A 13,896-nucleotide genomic window follows, 5' to 3' on the forward strand; every position below is an offset into this window, starting at 1 on the left:
GTATATCCCTGCAATTTCTCATGGTTTATGACCGAATTAGCACGAAGTGTTTAAATCCTAGACCAGAATTGCTCATTTAAATGAGTGAGATTTACATACATTTTCGTTACTAACCTTTAATTTATTCTTCGTTTATCTTCCATTTTAGGCCGCAAAAGGTCAAAATTAGCGGTTATTCATTTTACTTATTTAATACTTAGGAATTCTCATGCTCGAAGCCGTTGCGTTGCTTATAGTCGGTCTTGTTTTGCTTGTTTGGAGTGCAGATAAACTTGTTTTTGGCTCTGCAGCGATAGCCCGCAACGTCGGTATTTCCCCGCTTGTCATCGGCATGACAATCCTTGCGATGGGCTCATCCGCCCCTGAGATGATGGTATCTGCAACCGCTGCTTGGGATGGCAAAACAGATACAGCGGTGGGTAACGTATTAGGCTCAAACATAGCGAACATTGCGTTAATCCTAGGTATTACAGCGCTGATCAAGCCTTTGTCGATTAGCTCCGCCGTCATCCGCCGAGAACTTCCACTCATGATAGCCGTAACCGTACTCGCTGGTATTCTGCTTTGGAATAGCCATCTCGGTTTTTATGAGGGTGTCTTATTGTTTGTACTCTTTGGGGCATTTTTATTTGCTATGTTGCAAATCAGCCGCAAAGAGCAAAAATCAGGTGATGTTTTTCTTGATGACCAAGAGTCAGAGATCCCAGAAGGCGTCAGTAACCCTAAAGCAATCATGTGGGTGGTTATTGGCTTGATACTGCTTCCTTTGGCAGCCAGCATGCTGGTTGATAACGCGGTAATTATTGCTAAACACTTTGGTATGAGCGACCTTGTTATCGGTCTAACTATTATCGCCATTGGCACTAGCCTGCCAGAACTAGCCGCATCACTTGCGGGAGTTTTAAAGGGTGAAGACGACATGGCTGTCGGTAACATTATCGGTTCGAATGTGTTTAACATTCTGGCGGTAATGGGGATTCCTGGCATCATTAATCCATCGGTGCTCAGTGAGTACGCGATGGGACGTGACTTCTGGGTCATGTTAGGCGTTTCATTGTTACTTGTCGCGATGTGTTTGGGTAAATCACGCAGTATTAACCGTATTGAAGGTGCCATCTTGTTTGTGTGCTTCTTAGGTTACCAAGTGTACTTATTCGCAAACATGACCGCTTAATTACCACGATCAATAAGTAGAGATCTGATATGTCCAATCAATTTGATTTTCGCGCTGCTGCTAAACAAGTTCTTGATATCGAAGTTGCTGCTCTGCAAGAGCTAGATACCTACTTTGATGATCAATTTGAAAAAGCGTGTGAACTTATCCTTTCCAACAACGGCAAAGTTGTCGTTATGGGTATTGGCAAGTCAGGCCATATTGGTAACAAGATTGCCGCCACTCTGGCAAGCACTGGGACTTCGGCGTTTTTCGTTCATCCAGGCGAAGCCGCACATGGTGACTTGGGTATGATTAGCCCTGGTGACATTGTGCTGGCAATTTCTAACTCTGGTGAATCAAACGAAATTCTGTCTCTATTTCCAGTATTAAAGCGCCTGAATATTAAGATCATCAGCATGACAGGTAAGCCAGAATCAAATATGGCCAAGCTGTCTGACTTACACCTGCAAATTACGGTACCTCAAGAAGCTTGTCCGTTAGGCCTGGCGCCAACTAGCAGTACGACTGCCACATTAGTGATGGGAGATGCATTAGCCGTAGCTCTGCTTCAAGCTCGTGGTTTTTCTGCCGAAGATTTTGCCCTATCTCACCCAGGTGGTGCACTGGGGAGAAAACTGCTACTTAAGTTGTCTGATATTATGCACTTTGGAGAAGCGTTACCTAAAGTTTCTCCTGACGCATTAATTCGCGATGCCCTGCTTGAAATTTCAGAAAAGGGGTTAGGCATGACAGCCATCGTCGATGAGCACGATGCTATGCTTGGTATATTCACCGATGGTGATTTACGTCGTACCTTAGACAAGCGTATCGATATTCATACGACGGCAATTGGCGAGGTCATGACGACAAACCCAACCACAGCACACCCTGATATGCTGGCGGTTGAAGGTTTGAACTTGATGCAGAATAAAAACATTAACGCTCTGATTTTATGTAAAGACGAAAAAATTGTGGGTGCACTGAACATGCACGATTTACTAAAAGCTGGCGTGATGTAATATCAGCACAAACATTTAAATCATTTATTAGACGAATAAAGGCAATGGTCAGGGAAGTACTGAGCTAAACGATAGGCCTTCATTATATGAGTTTTACTCGCCTTATTTATTTGCTCTTGATCTTCGTTGTAGCGTGGTGCGGTTATTACCTACTAACCCCTAAAGGCAACGACGCAATTCAAGTAGCACCAGATTCTGAACTGCCCATGTTCAGTGGTTCTGGATTAGAAAACATCACCTACGGTGAAGATGGTGTCCGCAGTTACATCATTCGCTCCACTAACTTAGACCATTATGCTAAGAGTGGAGATACTATTTTTAATAACCCGACTTTGATGGTTTACCGTGAAGGTAGCGTCATTGAATGGAAGGTGACTGCCACAAGAGCAGTGTTAGATGAAGACCAAGTTTTGACTTTATATGACAAAGTCTTAATGCAAAATCTTCTGCCTGGTGCGAGTTTTGATACCATGGCAACAGACAAATTGGTCATTAATCTAACCAATCGTGATTTTAAAGCTGACCAACAAGTGATGTTGGTTGGACCACAATTTGAAACTACTGGAGGCGCAATGCAAGGCAACTTAAAACAGCATACTGCGACTCTGACAGATGAAGTTCAAGGTCGATATGAAACCGTTACACCTTAGCCTACTGGCACTGGTATTGGCGGCGCCTCAAGCGCTGGCACTCAAGTCGGATACTCAACAGCCGGTTTACATAAACTCTGACACCCAACAGGTGGATATGAAGAGTAACCAGGTTGTTTTTGAAGGCGATGTATCTCTTAAGCAAGGGAGCATCAATATCGATGCTGATAGAATCGTGGTAACTCGCGATCCTAAAACCGAAGCAATTAAACAGATTCAAGCATTTGGTAAACCTGCGAAGTTTTCTCAGCTGATGGACGATGGTAAAACACTTAGTGGTCAAGCTACGGAGCTGGATTACCGTATTTCTACAGACGAACTGACCATGAAAGGTCAAGCGCAGCTGGCGCAAGACAACAACACCATCAAAGGTTCTTCGATTCGTTACCAAATTGGTAAACAAAAGCTAGTCGCAGATAGCTCTAAGGAAGAGCGCGTTACGACCATTTTGCAACCCAATCAGATAGAGAACTAATATGGCAGTACTGAGCGCGAAAAACTTGGCGAAAAGCTACAAAAAACGCAAAGTCGTCACTGATGTTAGCTTAGAAGTTGAATCTGGTCAGATTGTTGGGCTACTCGGTCCAAACGGTGCGGGTAAAACCACCTCGTTTTACATGATTGTCGGCTTAGTACCTCGTGATGAGGGCACCATTACCATTGACGACAATGACATCAGTATTTTACCGATGCATAGCCGTTCACGCCTTGGCATTGGCTATCTTCCGCAAGAAGCGTCGATTTTCCGTAAGCTTTCAGTAGAAGATAACATCATGGCCGTACTTGAAACTCGTCAAGAAATGACGAGGGAAGAGCGCCAAGATAAACTGGAAGATTTGTTGGAAGAATTCCACATCCAGCACATCAGAACCAGTGCTGGTATGGCACTATCAGGGGGTGAACGACGCAGGGTGGAAATCGCTCGAGCTTTAGCGGCCAACCCTCAGTTCATTTTATTGGATGAACCTTTCGCTGGTGTTGACCCAATTTCGGTTAATGACATCAAGAAAATCATTGAGCATCTGCGCGATCGTGGTCTCGGAGTGTTAATCACTGACCATAATGTACGTGAAACACTGGACGTATGTGAAAAAGCCTATATCGTGAGCCAAGGGCACCTAATTGCATCGGGAACTCCGGCAGAAGTTCTCAATAATGAACAGGTGAAACAAGTTTATCTCGGCGAACAATTCCGTCTATGATTATATTAGGAACGGTAAGATTCTGAGCATTACAAGGTAAGTAACACTGAATGAAACCTTCATTACAACTCAAGCTAGGTCAGCAGTTAGCCATGACGCCACAGTTGCAGCAAGCGATTCGCTTATTGCAATTGTCGACACTCGATCTTCAACAAGAAATCCAAGAAGCGTTGGACTCAAACCCATTATTGGAAGTTGAAGAAGGCCAAGACGAGCCTCTAGCAAACGGTGAAGATAAGTCAGCGGTCGAGGCTGCTGATAGCAACAGTGCTAGCGAACCAACAGAAATTGACGTTCCAGATAGCTCCGATGTGATAGAGAAATCAGAAATTAGCTCTGAACTTGAAATCGACACGACTTGGGATGACGTCTACAGCGCGAATACTGGTAGCACTGGCTTAGCTCTTGATGATGATATGCCCGTCTACCAGGGCGAAACCACTGAATCATTACATGATTACCTCATGTGGCAGCTTGACCTAACACCATTCAGTGAAACCGACCGCACGATTGCATTAGCGATTATTGACGCTGTTGACGACTACGGCTATTTAACTTTGTCGCCTGAAGAGATTCATGAGAGCTTCGATAATGAAGAGATAGAGTTAGACGAAGTAGAAGCCGTTCGTAAACGCATTCAACAATTCGATCCTCTTGGCGTTGCATCGCGTAACTTACAAGAATGTTTGTTACTGCAACTGACGACCTTCCCAGAAGACACGCCATGGCTTGCTGAAGCCAAAATGATACTTGCGGATCATATTGATCACCTAGGCAACCGTGACTACAAGCTCGTCATCAAAGAGACTAAGCTGAAAGAAGCCGATCTGCGTGAAGTCTTAAAGCTTATCCAACAGTTAGATCCTCGTCCAGGTAGTCGCATCACTCCTGATGATACCGAGTACGTAATTCCAGACGTATCCGTTTTTAAAGACAATGGCAAATGGACCGTTTCTATAAACCCGGATAGCGTGCCAAAATTAAAAGTAAATCAACAATATGCTCAATTAGGCAAAGGTAATAGCGCGGATAGCCAGTACATCCGCAGCAATTTGCAAGAGGCAAAATGGTTAATTAAGAGCTTAGAGAGTAGAAACGAGACGCTACTCAAAGTTGCAAGATGTATTGTTGAACATCAACAAGATTTCTTCGAGTATGGTGAGGAAGCCATGAAGCCAATGGTACTCAATGATGTCGCTTTGGCTGTGGACATGCATGAATCCACGATTTCTCGTGTAACAACGCAAAAATTTATGCATACACCACGTGGTATTTTTGAATTGAAGTACTTCTTCTCTAGCCATGTTAGTACTGACAACGGCGGAGAATGTTCGTCAACAGCAATTCGTGCACTCATTAAAAAACTGGTCGCAGCAGAGAATACTGCCAAACCACTGAGTGATAGCAAGATTGCTGCTCTTCTGGCTGACCAAGGGATTCAGGTCGCAAGACGTACGATAGCCAAATATCGCGAATCCTTGGGAATTGCCCCTTCAAGTCAGCGTAAACGCCTATTATAAGGCACTAACTGAAAAGGAAAGTCTATGCAAATCAATATTCAAGGCCATCACGTTGATCTTACCGATTCAATGCAAGACTATGTAAATTCTAAGTTTCAGAAGCTCGAAAGGTTCTTCGACCATATCAATCAAGTGCATGTTGTACTAAAAGTTGAAAAAATTACTCAAATCGCGGAAGCTACGCTTCACATAAATCAAGGCGAAATCCACGCATCAGCCGATGACGAAAATATGTATGCCGCGATCGATTCGCTGGTAGATAAATTGGTTCGCCAACTTAATAAGCACAAAGAAAAACTAAACAGTCATTAATCATGCAACTGAGCGAAATACTGTCATTGGACTGCACCAAAAGTGCGGTCCACTGCACGAGTAAAAAACGCGCCCTTGAAATGATCAGCCGTATCGTGGCTGATCAAACGGGCCAAGATTCTACCGAGCTGTTCGAATGCATGCTCAATAGAGAAAAAATGGGCAGTACCGGTATCGGAAACGGTATTGCGATCCCTCACGCGAGAATGCAATCAAGCGACAAGGCCATTGCTGTCTTACTGCAATGTGATGAAGCAATCGAATTTGATGCGATTGACAATCGACCTGTCGATCTTCTTTTTGCGCTCCTTGTACCAGAAGAACAGTGCAAAGAGCACCTCAAGACTCTATCCTCTATGGCAGAACGTCTGAGCGATAAGCAAGTATTAAAACTACTGCGTAATGCTCAGAGTGATGAAGAACTTTACGACATCATGATTCACCAATAAGCAGGACTAACTCCATGCGACTAATCGTTGTTAGCGGGCACTCAGGTGCCGGTAAAAGTATTGCGCTTCGTGTACTGGAAGACTTAGGTTACTACTGTGTTGATAACCTGCCAGTTAACTTGCTGGACGCATTTGTTCATTCTGTTGCTGACAGCAAACAGAATGTTGCAGTCAGCATTGATATTCGTAATATTCCTAAAAAGCTAAAAGAACTGACGAGTACACTAGAACAGTTAAAAACTGAGCTTGATGTGACCATGCTTTTCTTGGACGCCAATAAAGAAACGCTACTCAAACGCTACAGCGAAACACGCCGAATTCACCCGTTATCTTTAGGTGGCACCTCCCTCTCGCTCGATCAAGCCATCGAGCGTGAGAAACAAATTTTGACGCCACTCAAAGCGCATGCAGATCTGGTCCTAAATAGTAGTGGGCAGTCTTTGCATGAATTGAGTGAAACCGTGCGTATGCGCGTTGAAGGCAGAGATCGCAAAGGGCTCGTTATGGTATTTGAGTCTTTTGGTTTTAAATACGGCCTGCCTTCCGATGCCGATTACGTATTTGACGTTCGCTTCTTACCTAACCCACATTGGGAACCAGCACTACGCCCGCTTACAGGTCTGGATGCTCCTATCGCCGCATTTTTAGAGCAACACCAATCGGTGTTAAGTTTGAAATATCAAATTGAAAGCTTTATAGAGAATTGGTTACCTCTGCTTGAGAAAAACAACCGCAGCTACCTGACCGTTGCAATCGGTTGTACTGGTGGTAAGCACCGCTCGGTGTACTTAACTCAGCAAATCGGTGAATACTTCGCCAACAAAGGACACCAAGTACAAATTCGCCATACCTCACTAGAGAAAAACGCTAAGGAGTAGCCGTGGAGTTAAGTCGTAAAGTATTGATTCAAAACCGCCTTGGCTTACATGCTCGTGCAGCAGTCAAACTGGTCGAACTGGCACAGAGCTTTGAAGCGGTCATCACCATCGACAATGAAGAAGACAAAACCGCCACAGCAGACAGCGTAATGGGCCTGTTAATGCTAGAGTCCGCTCAAGGACAATACGTCACGATCCACGCAACGGGTGGGCAAGCGGAAGAAGCACTGGATGCCGTTTGCCACTTGATCGAAGATAAATTTGATGAAGGCGAGTAGTTTACTCGCTTTTTTCTTACCTCCCATTATCTTTCTCTTCCCTGACCTAATAAATAAATTTGCTTAGTATCATAAGTTGTTATTAAAAGGCGCCTAGAATTAAGTTATTATTCAACGCATTGTAAATATCAGGAATTGGGAGGAATGAATGGCAGAGCAAATTGAATTCGACCAAGCTCACCAAGCCCTCCAAGAAGTCACAGAAGCGCTAGAAAATGGTCGCTTCGTCCATGTTCGTCGTCAATTACAGGACATGGAACCTGAGGATATCGCTCACCTTTTAGAAGCCTCCCCACGGAAGAGCCGTGAAGTTCTTTGGCAACTCACCGACCCTGAAGATTATGGTGAAATCCTTGACGAGCTGAACGAAGACGTCAAAGACAGCCTCGTATCCAAAATGGCACCAGAAGCGCTTGCAGAAGCGACAGAAGGCATGGATACCGATGACGTGGCTTACGTACTGCGTAGCTTGCCTGACAACCTGTCACGCGAAGTCCTGTCGCAAATGGACTCCTCTGACCGTCTACGGGTCGAAACCGCCCTATCCTACCCAGAAGACACTGCGGGTGGACTGATGAACACCGACGTCATCACAATTCGTGGTGACGTCGATGTGGACGTAGTTTTGCGTTATCTACGTATGAAAGGCGAGCTTCCAGAAGCTACGGATGCCCTGTATGTGATCGATGAAGAGAGTAAGCTCATCGGTGAACTGCCGATCACGACGCTTATTACCACTCAGCCAGACGTAAAAATCATTGATGTAATGGAAGACGCGGACGAGGCCATCACCGTCGATACTAGCGACTCAGATGTTGCGAGTCTGTTCGAACGCCGTAATTGGGTATCTGCACCTGTTGTTGATGAAAACTTGCATTTGGTCGGTCGTATCACCATCGATGACGTGGTTGATGTTATTCGTGAAGACGCGGAACACTCGATGATGAGTATGGCGGGTATGGACGATGACGAAGATACTTTCGCGCCTGTTGTAAAATCAGCTCGCAAACGCAGTATCTGGCTTGGCGCTAACGTATTAGCCGCCCTTGCTGCTGCTTCCGTTTCTAATATGTTTGAGGCCACATTAGATCAAATGGCGGCCATTGCAGTATTGATGACGATTGTTCCGTCCATGGGTGGTGTCGCTGGTAACCAAACCGTCGCACTAGTGATTCGTGGTCTTGCTCTTGGTCATATCGGTGACTCAAACAAACGCGAACTGTTAATGAAAGAAGCTTCGATCGGCTTACTCAACGGTATCATGTGGGCGCTGATTATTGGTGGTATTGTTGTTGCTTGGAAAGGTAACTGGATGCTCGGAGGAATCATTTCCGCCGCCATGCTGACCAACTTATTGGTCGCAGGTATTGCAGGAGTAACGATTCCAATCCTATTGAAAAAAATGAACATCGATCCTGCTTTAGCTGGTGGTATGGCATTAACAACGGTGACGGATGTGATTGGTTTATCTGTCTTCTTAGGGCTTGCCACAATACTGATTACCTAACAGAAAAAACGAAAAAGCCTGATGAACACATCAGGCTTTTTTGATTCTGAATTGCTAGAAAAGCTTATTCACCCGCCACTTTCATGGTATCCAGTAGGATAGAGCCCGTTTGGATTTGTGAGCGCGTTTCAATATCACTACCAACCGCCACAATCTTGGTGAACATGTCTTTTAGATTACCTGCGATGGTAATTTCTGATACTGGGTATTGGATTTCGCCATTCTCAACCCAGAAGCCTGCGGCACCGCGAGAGTAATCCCCCGTTACCACGTTCACACCTTGTCCCATGACTTCTGTCACTAGAAGACCAGTACCGAGCTCTTTAAGCATTTGTTCGAAGTTTTGGCCTGTCGACTTCACGTACCAGTTATGAATCCCACCAGCGTGACCTGTCGGCGTCATCTTCATTTTACGTGCGGCATAACTGGTTAACAGATAAGTTGCTAGCACACCGTCGGTAATGATCTCACGGTCTTGAGTGTACACACCTTCACTATCGAATGGACTTGATGCCAAACCACGCAATACATGCGGACGTTCTGAGATATTGAACCATTCAGGAAGCACTTGTTTGCCTAGATGGTCAAGTAAGAAAGAAGATTTTCGGTACAGGTTACCACCGCTGATCGCCATAACGAGATGGCCAATCAAGCCTGTCGCAACATCAGCCGCAAACATGATTGGGTATTGACCTGTTTTTAGACGCTGCGCATCTAAGCGGTTAACCGTATTCTCTGCCGCCTTACGACCCACCGTTTCTGGGGTCCATAAGTCATCACGATGACGTGCCACGGTGTAGCTGTAATCACGTTCCATCTCGCCGTTTTGACCAACGCCAATTACACAACAGCTAGTACTATGGCGGCTAGACGCATAACTAGCTAATAAGCCATGGCTATTGCCATACACTTTCACGCCGTAATGACTATCATAACTCGCGCCATCACTTTGTTTGATTGCACTGTTATAACTTAGCGCCTCTTTTTCTGCTGCAATCGCCACATTGGCAGCATAGTCTGGATCGGGTGCGTCAGGGTGGAAAAGATCAAGCTCAGGGATATCTTGCACCATGTATTCTTTTGCTGCAGGGCCTGCAAATGGGTCTTCAGATGTGTAATGTGCAATATCTAGCGCCGCAATAACGGTTTGCTCGATTGCCGCTTCACTTAAATCAGACGTGGAAGCACTGCCTTTGCGTTGACCTCGGTAAACGGTAATGCCCAGCGCACCATCGCTGTTGAACTCGACATTCTCTACTTCACCCATACGAGTTGAAACACTTAAACCAGTGCTTTTAGTAATTGCGACTTCGGCGGCGTCAGATTTTGCCGATGCAAGCTTTAAGGCTCTTGCGACGGCTTGCTCTAGCTCGGTACGTTGCTCAGCAACCTGCTGTTTAATATCCATTGTCTTTCACATCTTGTCTTTGATGAACAATAGGATAACAAGAATTTCGCTTTCTCCCCATGATTCTTGTTAAAATAGTCATAATATTAATCAAAACACAGGCAACTGAAATGGCACGTAAGAATCAAAAAGCGCCATGGGAACCAGAAGAAGAGATCATCTGGGTAAGTAAATCCGAGATGAAGCGAGACATGGAAGAACTGCAAAAGCTAGGTGAGGAGCTTGTCGGCCTCAAACCTTCAGTTCTAGAAAAGTTTCCATTGAGCGAAGATTTGCGAGAAGCAATTGCTGACGCGCAACGCTTTAAAAATGAAGCGCGTCGTCGCCAATTACAACGTATTGGTAAATTGATGCGTTACGAAGATCCAGAGCCAATCCAAGCCGCACTGGATAAAATTCGTAATAAGCACTCTCAATTAACGGCGGTATTCCACAAACTTGAAGCGTTGCGTGATCGCGTAGTGGAAGAAGGTGACAAAGCCATTGATGACGTAATGGAAATGTACCCAGAAGCGGATCGTCAGCGTCTACGCCAACTTGCTCGCCAAGCAGCGAAAGAGAGAAAAGCTGGGAAACCAGCAAAAGCGTACCGCGAAATCTTTCAGATCCTTAAAGGTCTAAACGAAGAAGAGTTTTAATTCGAGGGCTCACGCAATGAGCATTCGATTTAAACGCAAAAAGCAGACGTCAATGTCTGCTTTTTTTATCTTTGGTTTTACAGTCAGCGTTACACTAAGCGATTAACGCGGTCTCCGCGATCGAAAGCGTTAATGTTATCAATCAGGATTTCCGCTAAACGTTGGATAGATGAGTCGCTGCCCCATGCAACATGCGGTGTCAGTAACAAATTAGGTAAACTCATATTGGCAATCAGCGGATTGCTCTCATCAGCCGGTTCTTGTGTAAAAACATCAAAACCAGCCGCTGCAATTTCTTGCTGTTTTAAGGCATCCACCAGTGCGCTCTCATCCACCAAACCTCCACGCCCTGTATTAATCAAAATGGCGTTGGACTTCATTTGTTTCAACTCTGCTTGACCAATTAAATTCTGAGTATGATCGTTGAGCGGGCAATGCAAAGTCAGCGCATCGGAGCGTTTTAATACTTCCTCAAACGACACATAACCTGGTCTACATTCTGCCGCCCCTTTACGCTCAGAAAACAACACGGTCATTCCTAACGCTTGAGCCAGATTCGCCGTCGCTTGCCCTAGTGCCCCACTACCAACAACACCTAACGTGCTACCACCAATATCCCCGATTGGGTGAGTAAAAAAACAAAACTGCTGGTTACGCTGCCACTCACCTGCGGCAATATCTTGGTGGTACCCAAATAAATTTCGTCTTAAAGCGAATAACATTGCCATCACGTGCTCGGGCACCGAACGCGTCGCGTAACCACGTACATTAGCAACCGCAATACCATTATTAGCACAGTAGTTCACATCGACGTTGTTAAAACCAGTTGCGGCAACCGCGATCATCCGTAATTTTGGTAGTTGCTCTAATACATGTTGGTCAAGCACGACTTTATTGCTAATCACGATATCGGCATCTGCTAACCTTTCTATTACCTGCCCAGGCGCAGTTAGGTCGTACTCACGCCAGTGGTGCGGAAAGCCAGGTCGTGGGATCTCAATATGTTCTGGGATGGTCGCTCGGTCTAAAAATACGATGCTTGGCAAAGACATAACAACTCCTTGTTCACGGCTGAAAGACAGGATACATCAACCACAGTAACGAAATAGCCAAAAATAGCGAACTAGAAAGAACCGTTGTTGAGTGCAATTGGCATTAAGGGTGTGGCAACGTTTTATAATCAGGCAATGTACGCTCTGGCGAAAAATAGTTAAAGATCATCGCCTCGGCTTCAGAATAAAAGTCACAGGGTACAAAAATACTGCTCAGCTGACCCGTAGCTGGATGATAAAAACTTAGCTCCGCAGCGTGCAACTCTAAACGTTCTGAAAACTGATACGCCTCTTCGCTTGCATAAAACTCATCACCCACAATCGCATGACCAATCGCCATCAAATGCACGCGTAACTGATGCGATCGACCAGTAATGGGCAGTAGTCGCACAACGGTCGTATGGGTGCCATCAGGGTGCACTTCACGCTTCACTACTTGGAATAAAGTTTGAGATGGTTTGCCGTCGTCAAAACATACTTTTTGTCGTGGACGATTTGGCCAATCACAAATTAATGGAAGATCAATATTCCCTTCTTGCGGCTCAACATGCCCCCACACACGTGCGTAATACACCTTGTGAGTGAGGCGATATTGGAACTGCTTTTTTAATGCTCGCTCCGCGGGTTTGTTTTTCGCCAGCAACATCAACCCTGATGTCGACATATCCAAGCGATGCACAACTTGAATTTCTGGGTGCAACTCTTTGAGGCGGCTCCACATGCTGTCGTAATGCTCTGCAAGGCGACCAGGGACAGACAGCAGCCCTGATGGCTTATTCACTGCCAGAATGTCGTCATCCTCAAAAACGATATCAACCCAAGGGTCGGTGGGAGGGGTATATTCAAGCATTGCCATGGGAGATCTCTACAAAATAAAAACGCCGCGATTATATACCCAAATAGCACCCAGATGCAGGATTCTGAAGAAAAGTTCAACCCAATAAAACAAAGTCAATCCTTTAGCATAAAAACTAAAAATAGCACGTTGTAAATTTAGTTTGACAACAAGACGCATAACTGAATAGAGTGCTAGATGCACACAGCATGGTATTCGCAAAGAATACTTAAAATAAATACACCAAAACACAGCATTTAAAAGACATTACCGTTGCGCAGTATAGGGCGATCGCTCAGCTTGTCATGTACTGCGGTATGTATCTCTTTAGAAAGATACATAAGATAAAAAGGACAATAAGCAATGGACTCCGCCGTTATAGATAAACCCCAATCCAAACTTTCCTTATTTTTTCGTTCGCTAGGCCCCGGCATATTAATGGCATCTGCTGCGGTCGGTGGCTCTCACCTCGTGGCATCAACCAAGGCTGGTGCGATTTATGGTTGGCAATTGGCTGCACTGATTCTGCTCGTAAACCTGTTTAAATACCCTTTTTTCCGAGCGGGCGTACAGTACACCATGGGGACAGGGCTGACCTTGGTTGAGGGCTACGCGAAATTAGGTCGGCCTTATCTATGGCTATTTCTATTTCTGAGCGTGGTATCGGCCGTCATCAATACCGCCGCTTTGTTGATGTTTAGCGCTAGCTTGCTGGGCTACTTCATTCCGTTTTCACTATCAATGGCATCACTCAGTATCATTGTGATTGTCACCTGCCTGATTATATTATTTGCTGGCCATTACAAAGCGCTCGATACGCTATCTAAGGTGATCATGTCGGTGTTAACCATCGCGACTTTACTCGCTGTTTCTATCGCCGTTGGTAACCCTGTTGAGCAAGTAGCCAACTTCGAGCCGCCATCACCTTGGTCTATTGCGGCTATTGGTTTTATCGTCGTGACAATGGGGTGGATGCCTGCACCGATTGAGAT

The 13,896-nt window shown here is 45.2% G+C and carries 15 protein-coding genes and 1 pseudogene; 13 read left to right on the top strand and 3 right to left on the bottom strand.

Annotated elements, in window-relative coordinates; genetic code table 11:
* The first annotated feature begins 208 nt into the window (after window positions 1-208).
* The 11 genes from IQR33_RS03005 (at window position 209) to mgtE (ending at window position 8,971) form a co-directional block, all read left to right on the top strand.
* A complete protein-coding gene (locus IQR33_RS03005) occupies window positions 209-1,174 on the top strand; it encodes a calcium/sodium antiporter (RefSeq protein WP_005381102.1) in 966 nt (321 codons plus the stop codon).
* Between the two features lie 29 nt (window positions 1,175-1,203).
* The gene (gene kdsD / locus IQR33_RS03010; protein ID WP_005381104.1) at window positions 1,204-2,175 is read left to right on the top strand and encodes an arabinose-5-phosphate isomerase KdsD; all 972 of its coding nucleotides are present in this window, start codon (window positions 1,204-1,206) and stop codon (window positions 2,173-2,175) included.
* A gap of 86 nt (window positions 2,176-2,261) precedes the next feature.
* Entirely contained in the window at window positions 2,262-2,825 is a 564-nt protein-coding gene (gene lptC / locus IQR33_RS03015; RefSeq protein ID WP_005381106.1) for an LPS export ABC transporter periplasmic protein LptC, read from the top strand.
* Entirely contained in the window at window positions 2,806-3,300 is a 495-nt protein-coding gene (lptA, locus tag IQR33_RS03020) for a lipopolysaccharide transport periplasmic protein LptA (protein ID WP_005381109.1), read from the top strand. The genes lptC and lptA overlap by 20 nt, the downstream gene beginning before the upstream one ends.
* A 1-nt stretch (window position 3,301) precedes the next feature.
* A complete protein-coding gene (gene lptB / locus IQR33_RS03025; protein ID WP_005381111.1) occupies window positions 3,302-4,027 on the top strand; it encodes an LPS export ABC transporter ATP-binding protein in 726 nt (241 codons plus the stop codon).
* 50 nt (window positions 4,028-4,077) lie between these two features.
* Window positions 4,078-5,547, top strand: a complete 1,470-nt coding sequence (locus IQR33_RS03030) for an RNA polymerase factor sigma-54 (RefSeq protein ID WP_005381112.1) — start codon at window positions 4,078-4,080, stop codon at window positions 5,545-5,547.
* Between the two features lie 24 nt (window positions 5,548-5,571).
* Window positions 5,572-5,859 (top strand): ribosome hibernation promoting factor, encoded by a 288-nt coding sequence (gene hpf / locus IQR33_RS03035; RefSeq protein WP_005381114.1) that lies wholly within the window; start codon window positions 5,572-5,574, stop codon window positions 5,857-5,859.
* 2 nt (window positions 5,860-5,861) lie between these two features.
* Window positions 5,862-6,308: a PTS IIA-like nitrogen regulatory protein PtsN gene (gene ptsN / locus IQR33_RS03040; RefSeq protein ID WP_005381116.1), complete on the top strand. Its 447-nt coding sequence runs from the start codon at window positions 5,862-5,864 to the stop codon at window positions 6,306-6,308.
* A 14-nt stretch (window positions 6,309-6,322) separates the two neighbouring features.
* Entirely contained in the window at window positions 6,323-7,186 is an 864-nt protein-coding gene (gene rapZ, locus IQR33_RS03045; protein WP_005388424.1) for an RNase adapter RapZ, read from the top strand.
* A 2-nt stretch (window positions 7,187-7,188) separates the two neighbouring features.
* Window positions 7,189-7,464, top strand: a complete 276-nt coding sequence (locus tag IQR33_RS03050) for an HPr family phosphocarrier protein (protein ID WP_005381120.1) — start codon at window positions 7,189-7,191, stop codon at window positions 7,462-7,464.
* Between the two features lie 148 nt (window positions 7,465-7,612).
* A complete protein-coding gene (mgtE, locus tag IQR33_RS03055; protein ID WP_005381121.1) occupies window positions 7,613-8,971 on the top strand; it encodes a magnesium transporter in 1,359 nt (452 codons plus the stop codon).
* Window positions 8,972-9,035: 64 nt separating this feature from the next.
* Here mgtE and pmbA read toward each other — a convergent pair whose 3' ends face one another.
* Window positions 9,036-10,379, bottom strand: coding sequence for a metalloprotease PmbA (gene pmbA, locus IQR33_RS03060; protein ID WP_005381122.1), 1,344 nt, complete (start codon window positions 10,377-10,379; stop codon window positions 9,036-9,038).
* 110 nt (window positions 10,380-10,489) lie between these two features.
* On the opposite strand from pmbA, the gene yjgA reads away from it, so the two are divergent.
* Window positions 10,490-11,017: a ribosome biogenesis factor YjgA gene (gene yjgA, locus IQR33_RS03065; protein ID WP_025767614.1), complete on the top strand. Its 528-nt coding sequence runs from the start codon at window positions 10,490-10,492 to the stop codon at window positions 11,015-11,017.
* An 89-nt stretch (window positions 11,018-11,106) separates the two neighbouring features.
* On the opposite strand, the gene IQR33_RS03070 is transcribed toward yjgA, so the two are convergent.
* Complete coding sequence (locus IQR33_RS03070; RefSeq protein WP_025767613.1) at window positions 11,107-12,069, bottom strand: D-2-hydroxyacid dehydrogenase; 963 nt, start codon at window positions 12,067-12,069, stop codon at window positions 11,107-11,109.
* A gap of 103 nt (window positions 12,070-12,172) precedes the next feature.
* Complete coding sequence (gene rluA / locus IQR33_RS03075) at window positions 12,173-12,925, bottom strand: bifunctional tRNA pseudouridine(32) synthase/23S rRNA pseudouridine(746) synthase RluA (RefSeq protein WP_054575320.1); 753 nt, start codon at window positions 12,923-12,925, stop codon at window positions 12,173-12,175.
* A gap of 342 nt (window positions 12,926-13,267) precedes the next feature.
* Between rluA and IQR33_RS32170 the strand changes: the two are divergent.
* Window positions 13,268-13,896, top strand: a pseudogene (locus IQR33_RS32170) (divalent metal cation transporter); the annotation flags it as partial.

Source organism: Vibrio sp. OPT46, from assembly GCF_015163535.1.
GTDB lineage: Bacteria > Pseudomonadota > Gammaproteobacteria > Enterobacterales > Vibrionaceae > Vibrio > Vibrio alginolyticus.